Genomic DNA, 23,749 nt, shown 5'->3' on the forward strand with positions numbered 1-23,749 from the left:
AACTATTAAAGTTAGGTAAACGCGCTTCACTGTCCTAAGAGCGTGATTGCTATCTTCCCAACGTCTCAGCCAATCGCCCTTTTAGGGAGACAGCTTTGACTTGTCGCCCAAAAACAGTATCATCTTAAATTTTATGCGAAAAATTATTATTGGGGTTATGGGTCGGGGAGAAAATGCGACAGCAAATGATTTACAAAATGCTTATATACTAGGTCAACTTATTGCCAAACAAGGATGGGTTTTACTCACTGGTGGTAGAAATGTAGGGGTAATGGATGCAGTAAGTAAAGGTGCAAAATCTGCTGATGGTTTAACTATTGGTATTCTTCCGGGTGAGAATCAGGATGGTATTTCCTCTTGGGTAGATATTGCTATTTTCACAGACATGGGTAATTCTAGAAACAATATTAATGTTCTTACCAGTGATGTGGTAATTGCTTGCGGTATGGGTGCAGGAACCGCTTCAGAAATTGCTCTAGCTTTGAAAGCAAATAAGCAAGTAATTTTGTTGAATAATGATGAAGAAAGTAAACTTTTCTTTAAAAAACTGTCGCCAGAAAATGTTTATATTGTGGAGAGTGTGGAGCGGGCGATCGCTACTGCCAAAACAATTTTATACTAATTGAGAATTAGTGAATCAGTAAAGTGTTCTCAAATTGGGAGGCTCTCGAATTGATTGGGTTTGAATCCCCATCTGTTGGGCTAGCTTCCCGAAATTTAAATTATATTCCGGATCAGACTGCTCCAAGAGAGGAAAATGCTGCTGATGTAGGCTCTTGGAGTGATGAGTCGTGTATTGGGAGACTTTCTTACTTTCCAGAGTGTAAGTAAGAAATTTACAAGTTCGTAGTCTTATCGAGTCTCTTAAAGCCTAACCAGTAGGTTGCTCAATTAGTCACAAATTTATTAAATATTGTACTAAGAAGCTCATCCATCATTGAGCTAGTACTCAAAAATAACCACTGATTTTTTGAATTATTAATACTGCTTACACTTAGTTTTTAACCAGAAACTATTGATAAAGAATTCTTGTAGCAGCAAATGTCAAATGCTAAGAATTCCTTAACGCTGCGTCAGGTCAAAAGCGCCCAAATTAATATTATTAATGTGCAAGAGAATGCATTTATTTTTGAGTACAAAAATAGAGATAACCCTTAATGAACAAACCATTGCCGGAGAATGATGTGAAGATTTTAGTAATTGGAGCAGGAGTCAGTGGTCTAACAACTGCTATATGTCTAAGAGAGGCAGGTTTTAATGTTGTGATTGTTGCAGATCGTTTTGCCCCAAATTTAACCTCTATTGTGGCAGGTGCATTATGGGAATGGCCACCAGCAGTTTGTGGTCGTCATGGATCTCCTAGATCGCTGGAACGCTCTAAAGACTGGTGTATGACTACCTATAATAAATTCAAGAAAATACACACAGAGTTCGGTTCAGAAAAAACAGGGATTTATTTGAGGGATGGGTATTTCTATTTCAAGGATGTTTTGGAAAATCGACCTGCTGATCTGAGCAAAATGAATGAGTTGAAGGATAAAGTTGATGGATTTGAAAGAGGTTTACATATTGTCCAAAAAACGATTGATTTGAATTTTCAAGGAGGTATAAAAGATGCTTATAAACACATGGCTCCGATGACAAATACCGATGTTTACATGAATTGGTTACTTCAGTATGTAAAGGATATTGGATGTGAGATTATCCAGGAGAAAATCACTGTCAATGTAGTTCAAAACGAACAGGAACTACTTAGCCGTTTTAATGCAAGGGCAATTGTTAATTGTGCTGGGCTAGGTTCAATAGCAACTACAGGGGATAGTTCCATGTATCCCGTGAGGGGCGCACTTGTCAGGGTTAAGAATCTAGGGAAAGTTGTCAAAGATGCTCATTGCATTTCCCATGAAGAATCTTCTTTAAATGAGCAAGACATCATTTTTATAGTTCCTAGAGGGGATGATTTGGTGGTATTAGGAGGATTAACACAGCAAGACCAATGGGGTACAGACCTATCTCTTGAGGTTCCAATTATTCGACAGATGTATGATGGTTGTTTAGAGTTTCTACCGGAATTAAAAGAACTCCCGCTAGATGAGAAGGAGCCTGTTAGGACTGGTTTACGACCATTAACATCGGAAAATGTTTGTGTGGAAAGAGTTTTAAACACACGCATATTTTATAATTATGGACATGGAGGGTCAGGCGTAACGTTGTCATGGGGATGTTCACAAGAAATTGTCCAGTTAGTACAACAAATGCTCCGCGAGGAGGCAAATCCAGTTGCTTTGCATAGTAGTAAGATAGATAGCAATAAGCAGAGTGTCTTTGTGCTACATGATATGCTTCTGAGCAAAACTGATTTTAGGCATATCTGCTCAGATAATAGAAATCTAGTTTTACTCTGTAGTAGGCGAGGACTCAGTGAGGTTGTACCCTCCCAGTATCAGTACTTGTCTATTGTGCAGATTGTAGAACCTTATAATTTACAAAATCTGTTCCAAACCTATCAACAGATTAAGGCTGACTATAAACTATTAGATGACAACTGCCGGATTGTCACCAACGATGAGTATTCAGTGCTGTTAACTGCACAGTTGCGTGAAGCTCTAAATTTGCCGGGCGATCGCCCAACGATGATCCACCAGTTTACTGATAAGAGTTACCTCAAATCTGCCCTCAAAAATTCCCTTATTCGGGTGCCCAAGTATCTGATTTTTGCTCAAGACCAATACCGTAAAGAGCCAGTTTCATACTTAAAGTTTGTTCTAGAAGAACTAGGTAATCACATTTTTATCAAACCAGTTATCGGAGCCGGATGTGAAAAAACCAGAAGAATCTATACTGTTGATGATTTGAAAGCTTGGTGTGAAAGCAATGTAAATTCAGATGAAGAATTTGAGTTGAATGAATTCATTAGAGGTCAGTTATACAATACAAGTGTTGTCATGAAAAACGGTCAGCCTTGTTATTTCGCTGCTTGCAAGCAGTATCGACCGAATGATGAGTTCATTTATGGTCATCAAATCGGCAATATTATTGTTAGAGAAGAAGAACCAGAATTTCAGAAACTCTGGCAATTTTCAAGTGATGTGTTAAAAAGTTTAGAACACGATTACCCTAAAAATGGTGTACTCAATATTGATTTATTGCTACCTTCTCTTAGCGAAGAAGCAATCCTAATGGAAGTAGCTGCACGCCCCCCTGAAGCGCTTGTATCAAGAATGTTTTATATATATCAGGGGATACGTCTAAACGAGTTACATCTCCAATTACAGATTGGTGATTCGCCTGATATCATTCTCAAGGATAGAAATGAGTGGAAGTACAGTGCTTCCTCGATTCATCCAAAGCACAATGGTGTTGTTACAAAAATTGAGAAGCCAGTTCTCGAAAGTGATGTGGAAATTTATTGGCAGATTTATTTGGGAGAGAGACTGGAAAAATCACAAAGTATGAGGGATGTTGCTATTGCTATTCTTTTGAGCCATTATGACTTTTCAACCCTTCAAGAGGAATATCAGGTAGCCAATTCTACCAATTTCTACAATACTAAGAAAGATTTTTTCTAGCAGCCCGAAAGAAACTGTTTTTACAGCAGTGTTTGAGTTAAGAACCGAAAAATTACCACCTAAATGAGTAAATTTCAGTGCATTCTGCGCTTCTCTAGCAACAATACTTTTAACTCAGTCGATTTTAAGATAAGCTTTGTTGATTGATAAATGACTATAGAAAGAAGATAAAGTCCTCTTGTTTACATAGAGAACTTCTGTTTAAATCTGAAATTTCCATCATTTCACGCGGTTCCTAGTAGTCTGCTAACCAAAAAAGTAAACTATCGACGGAAGCAGTAGGACAATGCCAGTCTAGAAAGAAGGCAATAACTAATGACTAGTAAAGTTGCTCAATTTACCATAGATTCTACCTATCTTGTTCTTGGGGAAAATGGTGATAGTACTCCAATCCCAGTAAGCGATCGCTTTTTTGCAGATTTGGAAAATAAATTTGGTGACTTCAAGGGAAAGCGGCTAGTTTCACACTTTACGTTCACTAAAGACTGGGAAACTTGGGAAATGCACCCTGCTGGAGAAGAGTTTGTTTGTCTGCTTTCAGGTCAGGTCGATTTAATCTTGGAGCAAGACGAAGCGGAAAATAGGATATGCCTGAGTACTCCCGGCGCTTATGTCCTTATCCCTCGTGGAATATGGCATACAGCTAAAGTTGATACACCAAGTTCGATGTTATTCATCACTCCTGGTGAAGGAACGCAGAATCGACCGAGAAGACAGTAGGTGCGCCAAATTAGAATGAATACTAATTGCAATCTGAAGCTTGCCAAAGAATACGAAGTTTTGTGACTCGAACATTACCTATATCCGGTCGCATCAGCAGGTTTACCCATTCACAAATGTAGCGCCACGCATCAGGCTTTGAGCCATCAAGCTCGGTAAAGTCATAAACCTGTGGTAGTTGCCCACTGGAAAGCGATTGTCCATTCCAGCGCACCACTTGTGGATCGCCAGATAAGCAACTGCACGCCCAACATAATGGGGCGTTTCAGAAATGATGAAGTGCGGTTCCTTTGCGCTTGCGTCCTGCCAGTTAGCTTCACTCACTCCAAAATGATCGAGCATAAGTTCCGAGCGCAACCAGCCCGGAGTCAGCGCCACGGCAGTACATTGATGCGGTTTATATTATAGTTCTTGCGCTAATGCCCACGCCATGCGGCTGATGACAGACTGCTTCAATATTATGCCCGTCTGGATCAAGAACGAAAGCGGCATAGTAGTTAGGATGATAGTGAGTGCGAAAACCGGGCGCACCATTGTCTCGTCCACCAGCAGCTAAAGCTGCGTTGTAAAATGCCTCAACAGCAGCATGGTTGTGAACTCTGAACGCTACATGAACTCTTACAGAACCAGGATTACCGTGAGTAAGCCAGAATTCAGCTTCTGGCGGCTGACCGAAACCAGCAATATCGGTACTTCCAGTGGTAGAGGCTGAATACTCTGCAATGAGTAACGGTCATTAGGCAGAAGAAACTTTTTCAAGGAGGAAATCCAAATTATCATTAGGATAGTACTCTTTTGTTTCTTCTCCGAACTTGAATAAATATATTGTTTTGTTGCCAATCAATCTGATTGATGAATCTTCAACTTTTAACATTGCTCCTTCTTGCAACCCTACAACATAAATATCTGGATTTAAAACTAAAAACTCTTTGAGTCTTTGTTCTCTTGTTTCTCCATTGTGATTTGGAATTACTGCATTTGTATAGTGGGGGTTGATTTGAAAAGGAACTAAATTCAACCCTTGAAAACTTATCGGTTCAATTATTGGCATATCATTACTTGTTTTGATGGTAGGACAAGCAACATTAGAACCTGCACTCCATCCGATATAAGGAGTTCCATTACTAACTTTATTTCTGATGTCCTCAAGTAGTTGAGTCTGGTGTAAGCAATGTATTAAATGAAAAGTGTTTCCGCCTCCAACTACTACAGCTTCTGCGTTTTTAATTAATTCATGAGGATTTTCAACCAAATGAATAGCATCAACTTCATAACCTATATCTTGAAATACTTTTTCAACTTTTTCGCTATACTGCTGATAAGTTGAAGTAACGGCTGCAAAAGGGATGAAAACTATTTTATTGACAGAGCTTCCTAAAAAGTTTTTAATTTCCTGACGAGGATAAAATAAGTATTCTTCACCGATATTTGTTGAATTACTAAGTAATAACAATCTTTTTGACATAAGTTATTTCCTATAGTTGTAATTATCTATACTAAACAATAGTTAATTTGCACTCGGTGTTGGTTGAGTAAACCAGTTCATAGCTTTTTGGGCGATCGCGCTCGGAACTATGTGCAACCCGTTGAACTCATGATATTGTACGTCATAGCCTGCGTGTCTATAACTGCTACACAATGGGGGGACTGTACTGTTCAATAGGCAAAACTGTATCCCATTTTCCCTGAGAAATAAACACAGACAGTTTCCCTTTTTGCCTGCCAAAAGCCATAAATCCTGGTCAAAGGAGGCAAGGGGGCAGGGGGAACAACTGAGACTGAGCTTGTACTTTGCCCCAGTTCAAGCTGTATCACTATTGCTCAAGTTGACAAATAAAATCCAATATGAGTGATGTAAATTTTTCAGGATACCAGAGTCCCCATTCGTGGAAACCTTCTTCTACAGTAATTAATTTAGAGTCTGGAATAATTGCCGCCATTTCTTGAGCGTTACTTAATGGTGTAGTTAGGTCTTTTTCTGACCATAATAACAAACAGGGAGCTGAAATTTTTGGTAGTAGATGGTTGATATTTTCGTATAAAGAAATTAGCAATCCTTGAATGACATTTACTGTGTTGAACAACAAGTTATAGGAGAAAACCAAAGGAATATCAACTAATTTCAATCTGCGTCTTGGAAGAAACATTTGAGCCGTCATTTCGATTGCCCTTCGCGGTATCATCTCTGGTATAGATGGCGTGGGAAGTCCAGTACTATCTACCAGAATTAGACTTGTGACTTTTTCTGGAACAAGTGTAGATAAAGTAATGGCAATACCTCCGCCGAATGAGTGTCCTACTAGATGAAATTGTTGTAAATCCAAAACTTCCAGAAACGAAAGGAGACATTTGCTATAGCTAAGGTAATCGGGAAGTAGCCCAGAGTAAGTTGATCTCCTAAAACTGGGTAAGTCAGGAGCAATTATAGTATGGTGCTGTGCTAGTAGTTTCAGCACTTCTTGATAAGGCTCAGTAGAGATTCCCCAGCCGTGTAGCAATAAGATAGGGATTGAACTCGACTCCAACCTACTTTGCTGATAAAAAATAGTGCAATCTTGTAAATGTACCTGATGATTAGTTAATTGGGATTTCAAAACCGCAACCTCATTCGCTATGACTCGGTAAATTACTTCTACTGTGATGTAATAGTAGCAATGCCACAGAGTTGAGGAAACTTTCTCAAGGATTATATAGGTATGACTTATACAAAGAAAGGAAGTTGCACTTAAGAAACTTAAATTAGTAGTACTTTTAGAAATTGCATCTGTTGCCTAATTTTGAAAATGTCACGTGAACAAGCTCAAGAGTTTTTGCTGATGCTGTATAAGCAGATGATACGCCCGTTAGCGGTGATGAGAAGTTTGACTTGTAATGAGGGTGTAGCGATATCGTTTGTGGCAGACACACCTCGCAAGCAATAGTTTATTGGTCTAGCACTAAACTTGGGTGTAAATCAAGCCATCCATTCACTCCACTGTGGCGCATCTGTTACCAGTTGAGCAAATTTATCTGGACTGACCTCCTCAAACTCCAGCATCACTCCTCAACGCCGATCACTCGTCAGGGCGCTGAGAAACTTTTTGACGGCATTAACTCCATATTCCACCTGACTTTTCCCGTTATCTCGTTGATTGAGCGATAAGCGAAGCTTAAGCATAAAGGCTATCACTTACTATACCTCTAGCCCAAAGCCCTATTCCTCGTGATTTATTGTCACTAATATTAAGTTATTGAGAATAAACTATAGTTTGAAACTCCTGCTAATTCGTGGTTTCATGACTTAACGGGAAAAGTCAGTTTCAAGATTCAGGGCAAGTGACGGCAAATCCATCTTCTGATTCATCTCGTCTACTATCTCTTCATGCTAGGTCGAATAAAAACTTAGAGGGTGCTTAGAGTGTAATGGCTCAGATTCGACCTACGCGACGACGCTTGATTCAACTACTTGAAGGAGCAAGTGTCCTGGCTTTTTTGGGCTGTAATCGGCAAGAGCAAGCAATGGTGACACTATATACCTTTGGTGACTCAATTTTAGATTGCGAACGATACAACGAGTTTGGTATTCACCCAGGTCAACTCCTTGTCCAAAATGATGATCGCTTGTTTCCTGAATTTCAAGGTCAGGATCTTACTTCACGTGCTGGGAGCTAATATCGTATAACAATATAAAATACAGGTATTATCTGCTACTGATTGAACAAATGCTTGACTATCGGAATTAGGATTGAGAAATAACCTTTTAAGAAGTAGGAGTATTAATGAGTTTACCAGTTAAAGAAATTGTATTAGCACCAGGACAAGGTAATCATTTAACTACTGGGAATAGTGAAATAACATTTAAGGTAGTTGGTGCTGATACTCATGGTCACTTGGGACTGTTTGAAAACTTAATACAGCCAGGTGGAACTGCTCCAGTGCTGCATATTCATCGACAAATGGAGGAAATGTTTTATGTTTTGTCAGGAGAAGTAGAAATTCAAGTTGGCAATCAGATAGTGCAGGGACAACCAGGAGCATTTGTGCTAGTTCCACGTAATACACCTCATACATTCGCTAACCGAGGAACTGTGCCTGCAAAATTATTAATCATGTTTTGTCCAGCAGGAGAACGCGAAAAATATTTTGAAGGGTTAGCTTTTCTTTTAAAGGATGGACAAACACCAGACAAGGAAGCTCTTGTAGAATTGATGCGAAAATTTGATCAAGAACCAGTAGAAATTTAATTATCAGTTGTTGGTGAAAAGCAAGTAAACAGGCAACGCGATGGTGCAGCAGATTAGCGATCGCATCAGTCGGTTAGGGAAAAACGAGAATTTAGAAGAAGCTGCCCGTACTGTGCTGAAGCGCTTGGGGGAGTTGAAGCGACCGTATTTGACTGCGGTGGAGGAGAAGCTGTTGGGTTTGATTGAGCGAGAATACGGGCTTGGAGATTAAATCTCCACAAACTCGTAGACAATAATAAATACACATCTTATGATTATGGAATCAGTTTGATGTTTGGCAAGTCGAAGCGGGGTCAAAAACCCTGGGGATCTGCCAAAATCGCCAGAACCTTGACAAGTAAATAGTTTCACAGTTTCAGTACTAAGAAAAGTTGATAATTAGTGGCAATAAGAGCGGCTGAAATCGACCTATTTTTGAGGTTCGCCAAAATGCTTCCCAGGAAGCCTGCTCTGTAACAGTTTCAGCACCGAGCGGTTTCCACTAACCAAATCCCCTCACGGGGACTGAAACATCATAATTTACAAACTGTTCGGGAGTCCAAAAAGCGTTTCCACTAACCAAATCCCCTCACGGGGGCTGAAACAGTAGTCGATGGTTTCCAAAGACTATTACCCCGCAAGGGGACTGAAACGCGAAGATAAAGCGAGTAGTTGCTGATGAATATGAAGTTTCCAAAGACTATTACCCCGTAAGGGGATTAAAAATCTAAAGATTAAGCAGGGTTTTCCTGGCACAATTGGCTAACAACTCTTTCGATTTCCTGTGTCATCCAATCAGAGCCGGTCTGGTTGTAAATCTGGACTAGAGATTGGTAGAACCACAAAGTTTTCTCTTTCCCAGCCCTAAAATCAGACCAAATGACATCACCATGTTGTTGCCAATCAGTAAGCAAAGACCTAGCATTATGCAATTTATCTGCTAAAGATACTAGTCGAACAGAAGGTAAAGCATAGCGCAATTTTTCTAAATATTGCTGCTTACGTTCTTGCCAGGGAGGTTTAGCCTGGATTTCTCACTTGTGAGAAATCCAAGGGGTGTGGGAGGTGTGGGAGGTGTGGGAGGTGTGGGAGGTGTGGGAGGATGGGGAAGAAGTCTTACCCCCCACACTCCCCACACTCCCCACACTCCTCTTCCACACTATGCGTGAGAAATCCGGGTTTAGGAGGTGTGTCCCACTCAGTACAGGCATCGATAATAGCCAAAACTGTTTCACCAAAGAGTTGATGGATGTCTTCACGAATGGGTTTGCCGCCTTGGTCTTCGACTGCATCATGCAAAAGAGCAGCGATGCCTGCGGCGGGCTACGCCTACGCTTCTTCTTCCGTACCTCCAGCTTCTAAAACTAAAGCCGTTACACTTAACAAATGTGAAATGTAAGGAACGCCGCTAATTTTGCGTGTTTGATTAGCATGAAGACGAGTTGCGTAAACTAAAGCTGATTCAAATCGTTCAGTCAGTTTTAATGAATTCATAGTTGCGTCAATTGTGATAAAGCATAAATTGAGTAGCGGCATCAGCAGCAAAGCTTTGCCGTAAATCCCAAGGTGTTAAAACTTCAACTTTTGGAAGCCAAGCTCGTAAACGCATGACTAGATTGTTATCTCTGTGTTCGTTATCTTGATATCGGATACGTGCTTGATAGTAAGCGTCTGTTTCCGAACGGTTGCCAAGGACTTTTAATAAATCTTGCTGTTGAGGTTGTTTAATTTCACGTTGAATTAAACGTTGTACTTGCTGATAAGTAATTTCTTCAAAAGTGTCGTGGCGTTCAGTACCTTTAACGTAGCGATCGCAGAACTGGCGGTCAAATCGGAGTAACATCAGTTGGGAAGGCAAGTAGAAATCAAATCCCCATGCTTTAGACATTTGCAAAGCGATATCATCTGGGTTTGGTAAAGACTTCTGTTGATATTGCTGTTGTAGGTTTGAGGGCAGTTTTGGGTCTGTCCAGTCTAGAGCAACCAAACTCTGAATGCGGTCAAGGCGAAAATTATACCAGTTAGTATCTTTTTGAGGGCTTTCGCCATAGGCACACAGATAAACTGCCCTCTGTACGTAGTAGATGCATACTGGATAAACGATACAATCAACGTTATTAGCAAGTCTGGCACTACCATAAGTGAGTTTGATGGGTGGAACTGGAGTTTTAGCCCAAAGTTGTCTTAACTCGTATTGCAAATCATCAACTGCATCTAAGGTAGTACGAGGAATCACATAATCGAGCTTTAAGAAGAAACGTTGTACTCCATTGATTTTTTGGGAGTGATTTTCTGCAAACCCTACCAAATCTTCATGCATGAAACTCAATTCATAAGCACCGACTTTAGCAGCACTTGCCTCATCTTTTGTAGTTACGGGGCGTGGTGGGAACTCAGACACTCGGTAGTATTTTTGATATTTGTATACAAGCCAGCCGAGTTTAGCTAGAGTTTCCAAATCACCCTGTAGTGAACGACGAGTTACGCCAAATAAGCGCCGTTGCAGTAAAGTATCCAGTTCAGATTCACCTATGCCTGTATGAGCAAGGATTAATTTTTGCCAGTGGGTAGCAACTATTCCTGTTTTTTCACTGAATAACCATTCGGCTACGGTTTTGGCGCAGGGACAATGAGAGTCATGTATGGCAGGAATTTCTTCTCCTTTAGGATGTGTAGAACTAAAAAATGCATTTCGCCAGTCTGCGTAAGAGAAAGAATCGTCTAAAATCACACGGTCTTGATTGTCACCATAGAGCGATCGCAGCCACACCCACAAGCGAATTGCTCGTATTAGATTTTGCTTGAGATATCCGTGTCCTAAGCACTGCAATAGTTCTATGTCAGGAATATCTTGAAAAACTAGTTCAGACACCAGCCGAATCTCGATAAAAATAATAATACCAAGATACAACATCTTGGAAGACACTTCTTCCAGGCACGTGTATGATGTACGCATCACATAAAGCTAAAGGTAATGAGTTCTTACAAAATCGAGCTAAAAGAGGGAATTTTACGGATAAATTTTGGTGAACCTGCTCAAAATGACCAGATTGTGCGCGATGCCGCAGCCCGATTGGAGGAAATGGCAACATCAGGAGAACTGGCGGGAGGGCCACTTCTAAAGATTAATGGGCCTATTTCTATCCCTGTAGCGTTTGTTCTAGCACATAAGCTTGCTCATATATATGGTGCTGTTGCTTTTTACGATCCGAAATTAGGTAAATATGTCATTTCTATCACACACAATCCATCGTATAAACTAGGGGACTTAATAGATTGATATTTGACTGATGGAGGAGATGGGTGTAGCTAGCAAGAAATTTTATGACAACGTATCACATCAGGCTAGAAGGCGACGTTTTGAAAGTTGGGTTTGGTAAAGATGCCAATGGCGACCAATTAGTGAGGGATGCGGCGGCGCGTTTAGATGAGATGGTGGCATTGGGTGAACTTTCTGGAGGAAAACTACTGAAGATTGATGGACCAGCATCTGTAGCCGTTAGTTATGTAATCGCACATAAGATATCTCAGCTTTATGGTGCGATCGCTGTTTTTGACCCCAAGATTGGTAGAACAGGATATAAAACTTTTATTACCACAGTTTCCCAAACTCCAGCATACAAGATAGGCGAACTTATTGAAACGGACGAACCGCAAAAGACTAAAGCAATTCTCAAAGTTGTACTTTGTGGCCCTCCACAGTCTGGTAAGTCATGTCTGCGTGAAGGTTTAAAGCAAGCAATTTCTCTGATTGAAGGCGCACCCTATCCTTATGTAATTACTGCTTGTCCAGATGGGGAAGGTGCTTGGTTTTCTGACGCTGCACGACGAGATCCAGATTTAGCCAGAAAACTCAAAGATGAGTATAAAGCCAAGTTCACCCCAGAGTTTGCACAAAAGGCGGCTGGTTGGGTACGGAGTGCCAATACGCCCCTGAATATCATTGATGTTGGGGGAAGAATTACTGATGAAAATCGGGTGATTGTACGAGAAGCAACTCATGCAGTAATTGTGGCTGGCGATCAAGGTAAGGCAGAAGTTCCGCTATGGGAAGAGTTTTGTCGGGATTTAAATATAAATATCATCGCTAATCTTGATAGTGATTTGCAAGGCAAAGAAGATAAAATCGTTACCCAATCTCCTTTATTAACTGGTAGCGTTCATTACCTTGTACGAGGAGAGGATGTTTCATCTCGTCCAATGGTGCAGATTTTGGCGCGTTTGTTGGTGGGGTTGTGTGGAAAGGGTTAAAAGAAGAAGCGATCGCTTACTATCCCAGTTCAGATAGATTTTGCAGTTTCGGTAATCAAAAGTTTTTATGGTGACAAGTTCTGAAAAGGTTGCATTACAGGTTATTCAACAGGCGATTGCGATCTTAGCTAAATGGGCTGATTTTGCTTATCCTCTTTTAGATAACGAGTATCCAGAAGTTACTAGAGCAAAGAAAATATTAGGCTGGACACAAGATACAGAAATTTCATCTTTGCACTTGTTATTTGACAGTGTAAATCTACCTAATGAATCTAGGAAAAAAACAACAAAACAGAATTATCATCAATTGAAAGTGATTGACAATGACGATAATAAAGAATATCCTGATATTCCTTATCCCTTAAACTCCGAACCTACCCTAGAACAACAAAAAGCTTTCAAAGCAGAGATTAAGAACGAACTTTCAAAATATCTCAAAGATAACGGAGAAAATCTTTCTTTATTACTACTAATATTAGAAAAATTCTCTTCGTGTCTTAGCTTTGGAGAATCGAATGTAGCTTTGGTAGACATAGCAAGAACTACAGCAGCCGTTGCAGTAGCTTTATGGAATAATCCTACTGAAGAAATTAATTTAATTGCTGGTGATTTATCAGGGATTCAAAAATTCATATATAGCATTTCTTCAGAAGGAGCGCTTAAGTCATTAAGGGCGAGAAGTTTTTATCTTGAATTAGTTACAGAAGAAGTTGTAAAGCAATTATTAGACCAACTTCAGTTACCAAGAACAAATATAATTTATGCAGGTGGTGGCAACTTGTATATTTTGGCATCTGGAACTGAAGAAAATCAAAATATTGTCAAAAAAGTACGTCAGCAGTTTAATAAATGGCTCTTAGCAGAATTTCAAGGGAAATTATTTCTGGCTTTGGATTGTTTAAATTTCCCCATTACAGAACTTCAAGCTAAATTTGCCAAAAATTGGTCAAATGCAACCAAAAATCTAGCTATATATAAATCTCGGAAATTTGCTGAACATCAAATTAGTGAATTTATCGCATCACGTCATAGTTATGAACCTTGTCGCGTCTGTCATCGTGACGATGTAGAAACCTTACAACCTCTTAATGACCATGAGCCAGATTCAGTTTTAGCTTGTGGAATTTGTCGGAGTATGTTTGATTTAGGGAGTCAATTGTTTGGGGTCAAAGCAATTGTACGCTCAACAGATAAAAATATTAAGAATGCATTACATACACTCTCATTTAAACTTTCGACAGGAGATATTCATTATCATTTATTCAAAACTTGGAAGCAAATAGACACTGATTCAGATCAAGTTTTGTTAGTAAATGATTGGAAGTTAGAGCATTATCAATTTAAGCATTTTCAAAATGCTTCTCCTCTATTATTAGGTAATTATGGAAAGAAAAGTGAGGAAAACTCTGAGAATCTAGAAGAACCAATAGGCTTCATGCGTGCTGGTGAAATGGCAAGAAACGCCAAAGGTACACAGAGAGTTGGTTATCTACGAATGGATGTAGACCGATTAGGGGAAATATTTGCAAAAGGTTTAGGTGAAAAACAAAGTTTAACTAGATTAGCCGGGTTATCTCGCCAAATGAGTTATTTCTTTAAAGTGTACCTTAACAGTTTAGCAGCAGATAGAAAGAAAAACGTTTCTAATAAAATGAAACAACTTACCCCAGATCACCAGCGATTAAATTTACTATTCATTTATGCAGGGGGTGATGATTTATTTATCAGTGGTGCATGGAATGAAGTCGTAGAATTTGCTTTTGATATTTATCAGTCATTTCGTATTTACACAGGTAATAATGAAGATATTACCCTTTCAGGTGGGATTAGTATTGATGATATTAAATTTCCCTTATATCAAGCTGCAAAATCTTCAGGAGAAGCTGAAGATGCTGCCAAAGGAAATGGTAGAGACAGCTTAGGGTTATTTGGTCAAGTTTTCAAATGGGATGAATGGCTAGGAATAGAGAATATTAATAGTATTGACGTTGATGCCCAAAAATATCTGGATTCCGAAGCCAAACCAAATTTATTTGGTATTTTCCCCTTTGTTGAAAGATTGAAACAGCAAGACATTGGGATAAATTATTCTCGTAATTTTGTACGTAATCTGCTCATCACTGCACAAATCCAAGAACAGGCATTAGAAAAGTTTAAAGAAAATAAAAACTCACAGGAGGCTTTAGGAACTCGGTATTATTTGCATTTGCCAAAGATAGCTTATACGCTAGCGAGATTACCTAAAGAGGTATTAAAAGATAGCGATTTTCGTACTTCTCTGAAAAGTCCTTATAACGCGCCTTATTTTCGAGCGATCGCCACTTGGATTGAATTATTAAACCGTTCATCAGAATCATGACACAAACACCTATACCTAGAAACAGCGAAGATATTACCGTCACGATGGTTAATAAAATTGATAAATTCACTTTAGGTTTCCAAGAATATGATATTCGTGAATTGGTAAATCATACGGAAAAGCTTGGCCAACAACTTGTAACAAAACAGCTTAAAACTAATCAAATACGTAAGTTCTTGGATGCCGTTAAACGTCTAAAATCAAAACTAGATAAAAGCGAAACAAGAGATTTTAGTGTAATTAAAGATGATTTAGTTCTTCTACGACCTCAACTGGCTTATGCTGCTGCTCGACAACAAAAAAATAATAAAGACTTGGGACCAGTTGCTCCTTTTAAGCAAGTGTTAGAAGCAGCAATTAAACAAGTGGATACAACCAAAGATTTTGATAGATTTGTTCAATTAGTCGAATCAATAATTGCTTACCACAAAGCAGCAGGAGGGCAAGACCAATGACATTTTCAATAAATAGATTTGAATCCAAAGAATTAGTAGGTAAGGTAACAATTAACAGTACTCTCAACGTAGAAACTGGTATTCACATTGGTGGTGGTGGTGAAAGATTAGACATTGGTGGACTAGATAAACCAGTTATCCGTAATCCTGTAACGCGTCATCCTTATTTACCAGGGTCATCTGTTAAAGGTAAACTAAGGGCAATTTTAGAGCGTTTATGGAAATTACCTCTAAATCGTCATGGTGGTAGTGGCACTTATCGCTACGAAAGTGATGATTTAGTGGGTGGTTATACAGAAATAAAAACAGATAATACTCCAATAGTTATCAAATTTGATGGCTCTAGAGACTGCAAACTTTCCAGAGTTTTTGGTTCAACTGGTACTAATTTTTGGGTAAATAGTGATGTCGCTAATCAAGAGAAATTAGAGCGTGTACCTAATATTGAACAACGCATGATTATTACACAGGCTGATCAGACAAATAGATTTGCAAGATTTGCAAAACAAGGGGAAGAAGCTAAAGATGGAGAAATCAAAGAGCAATATGTCAAAGTTAAAGGACGAAATACACCTGCTCGTTTAATTGTGAGAGATTCTCACTTACTAGATAGCTCAATTGCTTTACTAGAACGAGTTGACACTGGTTTATATATGACAGAGTGGAAATTTGAAAATGGTATTGACAGAGTTACAGCAGCAGCAAATCCTAGACAAGTAGAACGTGTACCAGCAGGGGCAAAATTCGATTTTGAGTTAGTTTATACTGTCGAAAATCCAGACCAAGCGGTTGAAGACTTGCAAAATATAGCGATCGCACTGGCGTTTCTCGAAGATGATGCGCTGGGTGGACATGGTTCAAGAGGCTATGGAAAAGTCAAATTTGAGAACTTTCGGTTTAACTATCGCAGCTTAGAACAGTATCGCCAAATTGCCAACGCACCCCAAGGAACATCAGCTTTACAAATTTTAGACATCATTCCCAATACCCAAGCACTGTTAGATAACTTCAGAACCTTACGCGAGTATATCGAACAGCAATTATTACCAGGAAATGAATCATGAGCGTCTGGAAATTAGTAAAACTGAACTTTGGACGCAATCTGGCTCACTTTGGGGAAGTGGGAATTGGTTTAGAAGAAACAAGCGATCGCGTCCGTTCAGATAGTTTATTTAGCGCCTGGGTAAGCATCTATGCGCGGTTGTTTAGGAAACAAGCAGTAGAAGAATTATTACAGCTATTTCCCACTGATAAACAACCCCAAGGCATACCCCCCTTCCGCATCAGTTCTACATTTATCTATCGAGAAATGGAGAACGATACAATTTACTATCTTCCCCGTCCCCTGAAATTTCCCATCAACTACCCAGATGATGATTTAGCATTTTTCAAAGCCTATAAGAAACTCAACTATTTACCCTTGGAAATATGGCAAAGATGGTATCAAGGTACAGGATTTACAACAGATGATGCTCAGGAATTAGAAAATTACACCCCTGGTAAACTCAAAGGCAGACTAGCAACAGCAGGAGTATTTGACTACAGTAAAGCTTGCAAAATTGAACAACTGCCAAAAATAGCCATAGATAGAAATACCAGAGCTACAAATATATATCATACAGGCTTTGTTCAATTTGATTGGGAGAAAAACCCCGCAGGTTTATATTTTCTTCTAGAACTCTCTCTACAAGGTGAGAAATTAGCCGATAAGCTCGAAGCCGCTTTACATCTTTTAGGAGAAGAAGGAATTGGCGGTGAACGTTCTAGTGGTTCAGGACGATTTGAAATTAAGTGGTTAGAATTACCAGAGCATTGGCAGAACGTAGTTAATTTTCATGCTGGAAATCACCACACACTCATGAGTTTATTTTGGGATTTAACCATAACAACTGAATTCTTGAAAAATGCCAGTTACGAAATTCAAGAAAGAGGTGGTTGGATAGCAGAAAGTCAGTTACGTCGTCAAATGGTACGAATGTTTAGTGAAGGTTCTGTTTTTTCCGCACCACCACAAGGAAAGCTGGTAGATGTCAAACCACAGGAATTCAATAAACACAGTATTTATCGGAGCGGTATCAGCTTAAGTTTGCCAATTCAAGTACAGGAAAAATAAAATCATGGTTGTTGCTCCTGAATCTGCACTGAAAAAACCTGACTTTTATCAATCAAAACGAATACAGTTAACTAGTCCACTTTTACATATTGGCTCATCTGTATCTAGATTAAATCCTTTTGAATATGTGCAGACAGCCAAAAAAGTTTATCTTCCTAATCAAGAAGCCTTAGCTAAAGAATTATTAAAAAAGGGAGGAAGTTTTCTTAACGACTATATTCAAGCAATTGAAGAACATCAAGACCTCACTAGACTTTTAAAACAAGCTTTTGGAGATGAATGGTGGAATGCAAAAGACACAGATGAAAATCCCATTTTCCCCAAAGATTCAATTAGCCAAAACTTCACGCAAGAAAAGATTACAGATTTACGTCCGATGATTCGGAATGGTATGGGATATTTATTTATCCCTGGTTCCTCAATTAAAGGTGCAATTAGGACAGCTATAGCCTATCATTTACTCAAATACCCTGACCGTTATCAAGTACCTTTGCAAAATCGGGTAAGTGAAATTGAAGACAGACTGAAAAAAAGTTTAGGAGAATTGAGAAATAAGCATAAACAAAAATTTGCTGATGATCAACTATTTATGGAAAATTTATTTTCTAATTATACTCTCAATTATCAAGGTAAAACACTAACTGGTAGCAATCAAAATACAGACTTTTTACGCTGTTTGAAAGTTAGCGACTCTGAATCGATAATTGAAACAACAGCACCCAGAAAAACAGGTAAACCAACTCCCATAAATTTTTCTGTTGTCGCTGAAGTAATAGTTTCCAGCAGATTTCCTGATTATTTAGCCAAATATAAAGCCTCTATCTATGCTGAGATGGTGCGGAATGTCAAGACAGAATTTACCCTCACCTTAGATATAGAAATGCTTTCCTGGTTCCAGCATAAACAGGGGATGAAATTACCCTTTAATAATCTTGATGAACTACTGCAAATATGCCAGGATTTTGCTCAAGAACAATGGGACTATGAGCATGATTACTGGGGGGCAATAGAAAATAATTATAAAGCATCTGGTAAGAACTTAGACTTTAGTCATATCCGCGATTTATACGAGCCAGAAAAATGTCCCCATACACTACGGCTAGGTTGGGGTAGTGGAATGACAGGAACCACAGTCGGATTATGTTTTGACGACCAACTCAGAGCAGAAATCCGCGATATTTGTGGTATTCAAGCACCTGGTTTTGAAGCCCCAAAATCTCGGCGAACAGTCATGAATAGCAACGGCGAAATTAAATTTGTTCCTGGATGGGTGAAATTCAAGACTTTAAAAGACCTATGCTAATTCACTCTACCTGGACATTAACTGTATCTACATCAACAGTTTTACCCCGCCCCTATGGGTTGGAACTGGTGAAACAACTGCATCAACAGCTAGGTTTAGAAATGGGAAGCGAGACTATACCTGCTGTTTCCTACTCAGGGATAATCGGTTTTTATTCTACTGCCAGAGATTTTATCACCTTTCATCCAGAGGAATTTTATCAACTATCTCTATGTGGATTAAATGAAATTTCAGCCAAAGCAATTTCTCATCTAAATCTTACAGATTCTCTAGAATTTCTGGGTGCAAAGTTCAACATTATAAATCGTGAAGATGAAATTACCAGTTATGAAGAATTATATACAAATTTAGTAGGAAATGAGCCAGAACCAGTCAAACGTTTTGACTTGCAGTTTATTACACCTACAGCCTTTGCTCAAAGTGGAGTAAATTTACCTCTACCATTACCTACATTAATGTTTCGTAGCTGGTTAGAACGCTGGAATACTTTTGCGCCTATTTATTTAGGAAGTGATGAATTAATTACTTATCTTAGTAACGTGGTTTTCCTGAAAAATCACAAAATTCAAACGCGAAGTTATCAGTTAAATAAAAGTTTTGTAAATGGATTTGTTGGTGATGTAACTTTACAAAGTTTAAACCGCGCTGATCCTTTATTGGCAAATGTAGCTAATTTATTAGTTCAATATGCGCGGTTTTCTGGTACGGGAATGAAAACTCGTTTGGGTATGGGACAGACATTAATAAAATAAACAAATAACAAATAAATCATGAGACAAATTATAACTTTTTTAGGGCTTTATCCACGGGAAACCACATATAGTTTTGAAGGACAAATCTACAAAGGTGAAGTTTTTGCAGAAGCACTACGCCAGTTTTGCAATTATGATTATATGTTAGTTTGTGTGACACGTGAAGCTAAAGATAAAGCTTTTCCCGTATTGGCTAAATTAAACGACCCACGTATTAAAGCAGTTGATATACCAAATGGTGAAACAACTAAACAAATGTGGGAAACCTTTAAAATCATTACCGATCAAGTTCATGAGAATGATTCTGTAATATTTGATATTACTCATGGTTTGCGTTCTCTACCTTTTCTTGTATTCTTATTTGCTGCTTACTTGAAAGCAGCTAAGAACGTTACCATTGATGCTATTTACTATGGTGCATTAGAACTAGGTAACTTTAAAACTGGTTTACCTGCACCTGTAATTGATTTATCAGAATTTGTAGGAATGCTTGATTGGATTACAGCGACTGATCAATTCATTCAAACTGGTGATGCAGAAAGACTTTCTAAACTACTTAATTTAGATGGCACAGCTAGTAATATAACGAAAAAAGCAGCAACAACACTATCAGATGTATCTCTTGCTACCCTTCTCTGTCAACCATTACAGCTAGCAATCAAAGCTCAAAGTCTTGAATCCGATTTGCTAAAAGCACAAGAACAATTGCAGCTTACAGCGCCACCATTTGAAATGCTACGACAGCGTATTACTGATACCTTTGGGAATTTTATCGGTGACTTTCAGCAAGATACTAAAAAAGCATTAGAGGCACAATTCCGTTTGATTATGTGGTATCACAGTAACAATCGTTTAATTGAGGCGATGAGTTTAGCTCGTGAGTGGCTCATAAATGCAGTAACTTACCGTCTCGGTTTGCCATTTACTCTGAAAATGAGTACTCGTGAAAACCTAATTGCAAGAGCCATATCTGGCGTTGAGATGGTTAGCCGTAATGATCTTACTGTTGAAGAACTAAATGAGTATGGCAGAATAATCAATGATACATGGGCCGAGAAGGATAAACTGATTCAGTTATGGAATGCTCTCCAACCTGTGCGAAATGGCTTAGATCATGCCGGACATAAAGAAGGAGCAATGTCTGTTAGTAAAATTGTTAAGACAGCTAATGAGAAAATTAAACCACTTCTTTGCGCTCTTGCAGAAACTTGGAATTTTGAAAACTGTTTTGAGAGCATATAGAACTGTTAAGATGCTATTCTCGGCTTACTGACAATTGAATACCCAAACAGTAAATTTATCCTTCACCTCCATATTCCAAACCTTTCTTATCTAACCCATCTGTCCCCTTACCCACTCTCTGATTGCTTGTCGGAAAACTCGTCTTCCTGCCATAGGGTATCTTTCAATTAGTGAGGGAATTTCTTGAATGTTCAGGTTTGGAAACATTAAACTTGTTTCTCTTTCAAGATATTCCTCACCTTGCAACTGGTAAATTTTGATTTTTCCAGAGTCATAAGACCAAATTTCAGGTACACCTAACCGTGCATAGATAGGAAAGCGATCTAAAGATTTACTGGTAACATCAATTTCTAAAGCTAAATCTGGAGGTGGGTCTTGATTTAAATCAAACTTGAGCTTGCCTCGAATTAAAGCTTCGTTTTGGAAATAAAAGCAATTATCAGATTCTATCCCAGCCTTTTTTAATTCGCGTTTCCAGGTAGTTGAACCATAACACTCATAATCTATCTCTAAAACATCAGCTGTATCTTTGATGATGTCACCAATTATTTCTTTGTAATATTCGTGTTCTGGTAACGGTGTCATAATCTCTAATGTGCCATCATCATAAGCTACCCTAGCTGAACGGCTTTCACCTAAGTCTACTAATAAATTCTCAAATTTTTGCCAACTGATATTGTAAAGAACCACTCGGTCAGCGCGATGTTCAGTTAGCAGCATAATTCCTCACAGAAGCAGTAAGCAGTTAATGGTAATCAGTATTAAGTAAAAGCTTAGTATAAATTTCCAAATTTACAACTGATTACTAACTAATATCAAAATCATCCTAATTCATTTTATCAATTATGATTAATGAATATTTTCAAACCCTCACTACCTTCGCCCCGCGCAACTTTCAACGAGAAGCGATCGCTAAACTCTTACAGCGTCAAGATATCCTCCTCCGCGCCCCCACAGGGTCAGGAAAAACAGAAACAGCGATCGCACCCTTCCTCTTCGCCAAAGCCCTCAATATAGACTTCCCCAATAAACTCATCTACGTAGTACCCCTACGAACACTGGCCAACAGTCTCCGCCAACGGACTGAAATATTAGTTGCGAACTGGGAAAAGGTTTATCCATCATCTCGTTCTTTAGTAGTAACTCTGCAAACAGGAGAAAACCCAGAAGATCCCCGTTTTGAAGGTGATATCGTCTTCTGCACAATTGACCAAATGTTGAGCAGCTTCCTGAATATCCCTTACTCAGTCGGTCGTGGTTCTGCCAATGTTAACTCAGGAGCGATTTTTGCCTCATATCTGGTATTTGATGAATTACATCTACTCGATCCAGACCGTTCTTTCGCTACTGTTCTGAAAGTTTTACAACAAGTCAAAGGCATTTCACCTTTTTTGCTAATGACCGCGACTTTAACTAATGAACTTGCAACCCAAATACAGACGTTGGTAGATAATGGAAATTATTCAAGTTGAAGATGCAGATTTACAAGCCATAGAAGGCGATCGCCGTCGTACCTTTCAAGCTGTGTCCCATCCTCTTAACGCTTCGGTAATCCTAGACGATATTCGAGCTTATCAGCGTAAACGTACCTTTGGCATACCTCAATGCCTGGGAATATTGTCCACGCAGATTTTACCTTGAATATGTCTTGGGTGAGATGTCAGATAACGAGCATATTATCTTGGGTCGGCACATACACCGTAACATTAATGAGGAAGGAACGCTCCAAGAAGGAGAGATGCTAATTCATCAGCAACAGTGGGTGTGGAGCGATCGCCTAAAGATTGCAGGTATTATTGATGCAGTTGAAGAATGCGATGGTCAGCTTGTCCCTGTGGAATATAAAAAAGGGAAGATGGCACAGCACCTTAATGACCATTTTCAACTTTGTGCTGCTGCTTTGTGTATAGAAGAACGTACCGGACGCTGCCTTGCTTATGGTGAGATTTTTTATCACGCTAACCGCAGAAGACAGACAGTAGCATTTACACCTCAACTACGGCAAATGACTGAGCAAGCAATTGTTCTTGCTCAACTTGCATCTCAAACAACTATGCCTGCACCGATTGATAACACTAAAAAGTGTCTTTCATGCAGTTTAAAAGAGATTTGTCTGCCTTTTGAAGTTAAACAGTTACGGGGGTGAATGACTCCTGAAACCGAGGATTAATTTCATTGGGAGTAAATTGATTAATAAGTTTTATCCATAACTCATTATCACCACTCTAAAATGTCAGTACTTTACGTAACTCAGGCTGATGCCGTTTTGAGCAAGAATTACGAAGCTTTTAATGTTGCTCTTAAACAATCAGATGGTTCTTGGAAAAAACAGACTGTTGCAGCTCAAACTGTTGAACAAGTTGTCTTGATGGGCAACCCTCAAGTCACAGGTGATGCTCTAGTTTATGCTTTGGAATTGGGTATGCCTGTTCATTATCTTTCTAGCTTTGGTAAATATCTAGGTTCTGCACTTCCTGGTTATTCGCGCAACGGTCAATTGCGATTAGCACAATATAAACTATATAGCGATCCCGTCGGACGTTTAGAATTAGTCAAAGCAATTGTGGCAGCGAAAATTCATAACCAATATCAGGTTTTATATCGTCACAATGAGCGAGATAATCCTCTCAAAGAACGTAAAAGTCTTGTTAAAAACCAAAAAACCATAGATCAAGTAAGAGGAATTGAAGGTTTAGCTGCACGTGAATATTTTGCTTGCTGGCCACGGATGGTTGGAAAGCAATAGACCTATCCTTAATATAAGCTTTGTGGGATAATCAACC

The 23,749-nt window shown here is 39.0% G+C and carries 28 protein-coding genes and 2 pseudogenes; 22 read left to right on the top strand and 8 right to left on the bottom strand.

All coding sequences use genetic code 11. The features are described 5' to 3' along the window. Positions 1–133: 133 nt before the first annotated feature. The 3 genes from CDG76_RS06240 (at position 134) to CDG76_RS06250 (ending at position 4,289) form a co-directional block, all read left to right on the top strand. Positions 134–622: a TIGR00725 family protein gene (locus tag CDG76_RS06240; protein ID WP_094348203.1), complete on the top strand. Its 489-nt coding sequence runs from the start codon at positions 134–136 to the stop codon at positions 620–622. A 535-nt stretch (positions 623–1,157) separates the two neighbouring features. Beyond that, entirely contained in the window at positions 1,158–3,569 is a 2,412-nt protein-coding gene (locus tag CDG76_RS06245; protein ID WP_094348204.1) for an FAD-dependent oxidoreductase, read from the top strand. A gap of 315 nt (positions 3,570–3,884) precedes the next feature. After that, positions 3,885–4,289 (top strand): cupin domain-containing protein, encoded by a 405-nt coding sequence (locus CDG76_RS06250; RefSeq protein WP_094348205.1) that lies wholly within the window; start codon positions 3,885–3,887, stop codon positions 4,287–4,289. A 22-nt stretch (positions 4,290–4,311) separates the two neighbouring features. On the opposite strand, the gene CDG76_RS35865 is transcribed toward CDG76_RS06250, so the two are convergent. Together CDG76_RS35865 and CDG76_RS38165 are read right to left on the bottom strand one after the other, a co-directional pair. Further along, entirely contained in the window at positions 4,312–4,506 is a 195-nt protein-coding gene (locus CDG76_RS35865; RefSeq protein ID WP_143854031.1) for a hypothetical protein, read from the bottom strand. Between the two features lie 180 nt (positions 4,507–4,686). Beyond that, positions 4,687–4,881 (bottom strand): annotated as a pseudogene (locus CDG76_RS38165) (hypothetical protein); the annotation flags it as partial. Between CDG76_RS38165 and CDG76_RS38980 the strand changes: the two are divergent. After that, complete coding sequence (locus tag CDG76_RS38980) at positions 4,876–5,001, top strand: hypothetical protein (RefSeq protein ID WP_262984307.1); 126 nt, start codon at positions 4,876–4,878, stop codon at positions 4,999–5,001. The pseudogene CDG76_RS38165 and the gene CDG76_RS38980 sit on opposite strands and share 6 nt — an antisense overlap. A 24-nt stretch (positions 5,002–5,025) precedes the next feature. Here CDG76_RS38980 and pepE read toward each other — a convergent pair whose 3' ends face one another. Next, a complete protein-coding gene (gene pepE, locus CDG76_RS06265) occupies positions 5,026–5,754 on the bottom strand; it encodes a dipeptidase PepE (RefSeq protein WP_094348207.1) in 729 nt (242 codons plus the stop codon). A 349-nt stretch (positions 5,755–6,103) separates the two neighbouring features. Further along, complete coding sequence (locus tag CDG76_RS06270; protein WP_223265151.1) at positions 6,104–6,883, bottom strand: alpha/beta fold hydrolase; 780 nt, start codon at positions 6,881–6,883, stop codon at positions 6,104–6,106. A 189-nt stretch (positions 6,884–7,072) separates the two neighbouring features. On the opposite strand from CDG76_RS06270, the gene CDG76_RS35870 reads away from it, so the two are divergent. The 4 genes from CDG76_RS35870 (at position 7,073) to CDG76_RS37125 (ending at position 8,723) form a co-directional block, all read left to right on the top strand. Beyond that, complete coding sequence (locus tag CDG76_RS35870) at positions 7,073–7,210, top strand: hypothetical protein (RefSeq protein ID WP_143854032.1); 138 nt, start codon at positions 7,073–7,075, stop codon at positions 7,208–7,210. A gap of 481 nt (positions 7,211–7,691) precedes the next feature. Then, positions 7,692–7,940, top strand: coding sequence for a hypothetical protein (locus tag CDG76_RS37120; RefSeq protein ID WP_190240779.1), 249 nt, complete (start codon positions 7,692–7,694; stop codon positions 7,938–7,940). Between the two features lie 107 nt (positions 7,941–8,047). Continuing rightward, positions 8,048–8,512, top strand: a complete 465-nt coding sequence (locus tag CDG76_RS06280; RefSeq protein WP_094348209.1) for a cupin domain-containing protein — start codon at positions 8,048–8,050, stop codon at positions 8,510–8,512. A gap of 40 nt (positions 8,513–8,552) precedes the next feature. Then, a complete protein-coding gene (locus CDG76_RS37125) occupies positions 8,553–8,723 on the top strand; it encodes a hypothetical protein (protein WP_190240780.1) in 171 nt (56 codons plus the stop codon). Between the two features lie 502 nt (positions 8,724–9,225). Here the strand turns inward: CDG76_RS37125 and CDG76_RS06285 are convergent. Next, entirely contained in the window at positions 9,226–9,471 is a 246-nt protein-coding gene (locus CDG76_RS06285) for a hypothetical protein (protein WP_094348210.1), read from the bottom strand. A gap of 60 nt (positions 9,472–9,531) precedes the next feature. Between CDG76_RS06285 and CDG76_RS38985 the strand changes: the two genes are divergently transcribed. Beyond that, positions 9,532–9,660, top strand: a complete 129-nt coding sequence (locus tag CDG76_RS38985; protein WP_262984308.1) for a hypothetical protein — start codon at positions 9,532–9,534, stop codon at positions 9,658–9,660. Between the two features lie 7 nt (positions 9,661–9,667). Here CDG76_RS38985 and CDG76_RS06290 read toward each other — a convergent pair. Together CDG76_RS06290 and CDG76_RS06295 are read right to left on the bottom strand one after the other, a co-directional pair. Continuing rightward, a pseudogene (locus CDG76_RS06290) lies at positions 9,668–9,985 on the bottom strand (HD domain-containing protein); the annotation flags it as partial. A gap of 7 nt (positions 9,986–9,992) precedes the next feature. Continuing rightward, positions 9,993–11,363, bottom strand: coding sequence for a TIGR03985 family CRISPR-associated protein (locus tag CDG76_RS06295; protein ID WP_094348745.1), 1,371 nt, complete (start codon positions 11,361–11,363; stop codon positions 9,993–9,995). 102 nt (positions 11,364–11,465) lie between these two features. Here CDG76_RS06295 and CDG76_RS06300 point away from each other — a divergent pair, with 102 nt between their 5' ends. The 9 genes from CDG76_RS06300 (at position 11,466) to csx2 (ending at position 20,966) form a co-directional block, all read left to right on the top strand. Continuing rightward, positions 11,466–11,771, top strand: a complete 306-nt coding sequence (locus CDG76_RS06300) for a CRISPR-associated protein Csx3 (protein ID WP_094348211.1) — start codon at positions 11,466–11,468, stop codon at positions 11,769–11,771. 44 nt (positions 11,772–11,815) lie between these two features. Further along, positions 11,816–12,742: a CRISPR-associated protein Csx3 gene (locus CDG76_RS06305; protein WP_094348212.1), complete on the top strand. Its 927-nt coding sequence runs from the start codon at positions 11,816–11,818 to the stop codon at positions 12,740–12,742. Between the two features lie 67 nt (positions 12,743–12,809). Continuing rightward, entirely contained in the window at positions 12,810–15,101 is a 2,292-nt protein-coding gene (cas10, locus tag CDG76_RS06310; RefSeq protein WP_094348213.1) for a type III-A CRISPR-associated protein Cas10/Csm1, read from the top strand. Continuing rightward, positions 15,098–15,556: a type III-A CRISPR-associated protein Csm2 gene (gene csm2 / locus CDG76_RS06315; RefSeq protein ID WP_094348214.1), complete on the top strand. Its 459-nt coding sequence runs from the start codon at positions 15,098–15,100 to the stop codon at positions 15,554–15,556. The genes cas10 and csm2 overlap by 4 nt, the downstream gene beginning before the upstream one ends. Further along, on the top strand, positions 15,553–16,620 hold the full coding sequence (csm3, locus tag CDG76_RS06320) for a type III-A CRISPR-associated RAMP protein Csm3 (protein ID WP_094348215.1): 1,068 nt from the start codon (positions 15,553–15,555) through the stop codon (positions 16,618–16,620). Before csm2 ends, csm3 begins: the two co-directional genes overlap by 4 nt. After that, positions 16,617–17,669 carry a type III-A CRISPR-associated RAMP protein Csm4 gene (gene csm4, locus CDG76_RS06325; RefSeq protein ID WP_094348216.1) on the top strand — a complete coding sequence of 351 codons (1,053 nt, stop codon included), beginning with the start codon at positions 16,617–16,619 and terminating at the stop codon, positions 17,667–17,669. The genes csm3 and csm4 overlap by 4 nt, the downstream gene beginning before the upstream one ends. A 4-nt stretch (positions 17,670–17,673) precedes the next feature. Further along, positions 17,674–18,972 (top strand): type III-A CRISPR-associated RAMP protein Csm5, encoded by a 1,299-nt coding sequence (gene csm5, locus CDG76_RS06330; protein ID WP_094348217.1) that lies wholly within the window; start codon positions 17,674–17,676, stop codon positions 18,970–18,972. Beyond that, a complete protein-coding gene (gene cas6 / locus CDG76_RS06335) occupies positions 18,966–19,724 on the top strand; it encodes a CRISPR system precrRNA processing endoribonuclease RAMP protein Cas6 (RefSeq protein WP_094348746.1) in 759 nt (252 codons plus the stop codon). The genes csm5 and cas6 overlap by 7 nt, the downstream gene beginning before the upstream one ends. A gap of 18 nt (positions 19,725–19,742) precedes the next feature. After that, positions 19,743–20,966 (top strand): TIGR02221 family CRISPR-associated protein, encoded by a 1,224-nt coding sequence (gene csx2 / locus CDG76_RS06340; protein ID WP_094348218.1) that lies wholly within the window; start codon positions 19,743–19,745, stop codon positions 20,964–20,966. A 90-nt stretch (positions 20,967–21,056) separates the two neighbouring features. Here csx2 and CDG76_RS06345 read toward each other — a convergent pair whose 3' ends face one another. Beyond that, positions 21,057–21,686 carry a Uma2 family endonuclease gene (locus CDG76_RS06345; protein WP_094348219.1) on the bottom strand — a complete coding sequence of 210 codons (630 nt, stop codon included), beginning with the start codon at positions 21,684–21,686 and terminating at the stop codon, positions 21,057–21,059. Between the two features lie 125 nt (positions 21,687–21,811). On the opposite strand from CDG76_RS06345, the gene CDG76_RS06350 reads away from it, so the two are divergent. The 4 genes from CDG76_RS06350 to cas1 all read left to right on the top strand — a co-directional run bounded on the left by CDG76_RS06350 (position 21,812) and on the right by cas1 (position 23,712). Further along, the gene (locus CDG76_RS06350; protein WP_223265152.1) at positions 21,812–22,438 is read left to right on the top strand and encodes a DEAD/DEAH box helicase; all 627 of its coding nucleotides are present in this window, start codon (positions 21,812–21,814) and stop codon (positions 22,436–22,438) included. Next, a complete protein-coding gene (locus tag CDG76_RS35875; protein WP_143854034.1) occupies positions 22,419–22,607 on the top strand; it encodes a hypothetical protein in 189 nt (62 codons plus the stop codon). Before CDG76_RS06350 ends, CDG76_RS35875 begins: the two co-directional genes overlap by 20 nt. Then, positions 22,558–23,112 (top strand): CRISPR-associated protein Cas4, encoded by a 555-nt coding sequence (gene cas4, locus CDG76_RS06355; protein ID WP_223265153.1) that lies wholly within the window; start codon positions 22,558–22,560, stop codon positions 23,110–23,112. The genes CDG76_RS35875 and cas4 overlap by 50 nt, the downstream gene beginning before the upstream one ends. Before the next feature lie 84 nt (positions 23,113–23,196). Then, positions 23,197–23,712 carry a CRISPR-associated endonuclease Cas1 gene (cas1, locus tag CDG76_RS06360; protein ID WP_223265154.1) on the top strand — a complete coding sequence of 172 codons (516 nt, stop codon included), beginning with the start codon at positions 23,197–23,199 and terminating at the stop codon, positions 23,710–23,712. Positions 23,713–23,749: the final 37 nt, after the last annotated feature.

It is taken from the genome of Nostoc sp. 'Peltigera membranacea cyanobiont' 210A, assembly GCF_002246015.1.
In the GTDB taxonomy this organism is placed as follows: Bacteria; Cyanobacteriota; Cyanobacteriia; order Cyanobacteriales; family Nostocaceae; genus Nostoc.

Coding starts and splice junctions, on each gene's coding strand:
- csx2 (WP_094348218.1), top strand. CDS start 19,743: ATGAGACAAATTATAACTTTTTTAGGGCTTTATCCACGGGAAACCACA.
- CDG76_RS06240 (WP_094348203.1), top strand. CDS start 134: ATGCGAAAAATTATTATTGGGGTTATGGGTCGGGGAGAAAATGCGACA.
- CDG76_RS06280 (WP_094348209.1), top strand. CDS start 8,048: ATGAGTTTACCAGTTAAAGAAATTGTATTAGCACCAGGACAAGGTAAT.
- csm3 (WP_094348215.1), top strand. CDS start 15,553: ATGACATTTTCAATAAATAGATTTGAATCCAAAGAATTAGTAGGTAAG.
- CDG76_RS35870 (WP_143854032.1), top strand. CDS start 7,073: ATGTCACGTGAACAAGCTCAAGAGTTTTTGCTGATGCTGTATAAGCAG.
- csm2 (WP_094348214.1), top strand. CDS start 15,098: ATGACACAAACACCTATACCTAGAAACAGCGAAGATATTACCGTCACG.
- CDG76_RS06345 (WP_094348219.1), bottom strand. CDS start 21,686: ATGCTGCTAACTGAACATCGCGCTGACCGAGTGGTTCTTTACAATATC.
- pepE (WP_094348207.1), bottom strand. CDS start 5,754: ATGTCAAAAAGATTGTTATTACTTAGTAATTCAACAAATATCGGTGAA.
- csm5 (WP_094348217.1), top strand. CDS start 17,674: ATGGTTGTTGCTCCTGAATCTGCACTGAAAAAACCTGACTTTTATCAA.
- cas6 (WP_094348746.1), top strand. CDS start 18,966: ATGCTAATTCACTCTACCTGGACATTAACTGTATCTACATCAACAGTT.
- CDG76_RS37125 (WP_190240780.1), top strand. CDS start 8,553: ATGGTGCAGCAGATTAGCGATCGCATCAGTCGGTTAGGGAAAAACGAG.
- csm4 (WP_094348216.1), top strand. CDS start 16,617: ATGAGCGTCTGGAAATTAGTAAAACTGAACTTTGGACGCAATCTGGCT.
- cas10 (WP_094348213.1), top strand. CDS start 12,810: ATGGTGACAAGTTCTGAAAAGGTTGCATTACAGGTTATTCAACAGGCG.
- CDG76_RS06350 (WP_223265152.1), top strand. CDS start 21,812: ATGATTAATGAATATTTTCAAACCCTCACTACCTTCGCCCCGCGCAAC.
- CDG76_RS06305 (WP_094348212.1), top strand. CDS start 11,816: ATGACAACGTATCACATCAGGCTAGAAGGCGACGTTTTGAAAGTTGGG.
- CDG76_RS06300 (WP_094348211.1), top strand. CDS start 11,466: ATGAGTTCTTACAAAATCGAGCTAAAAGAGGGAATTTTACGGATAAAT.
- CDG76_RS06250 (WP_094348205.1), top strand. CDS start 3,885: ATGACTAGTAAAGTTGCTCAATTTACCATAGATTCTACCTATCTTGTT.
- CDG76_RS38980 (WP_262984307.1), top strand. CDS start 4,876: ATGGTTGTGAACTCTGAACGCTACATGAACTCTTACAGAACCAGGATT.
- cas1 (WP_223265154.1), top strand. CDS start 23,197: ATGTCAGTACTTTACGTAACTCAGGCTGATGCCGTTTTGAGCAAGAAT.
- CDG76_RS35875 (WP_143854034.1), top strand. CDS start 22,419: ATGGAAATTATTCAAGTTGAAGATGCAGATTTACAAGCCATAGAAGGC.
- CDG76_RS06245 (WP_094348204.1), top strand. CDS start 1,158: ATGAACAAACCATTGCCGGAGAATGATGTGAAGATTTTAGTAATTGGA.
- CDG76_RS37120 (WP_190240779.1), top strand. CDS start 7,692: ATGGCTCAGATTCGACCTACGCGACGACGCTTGATTCAACTACTTGAA.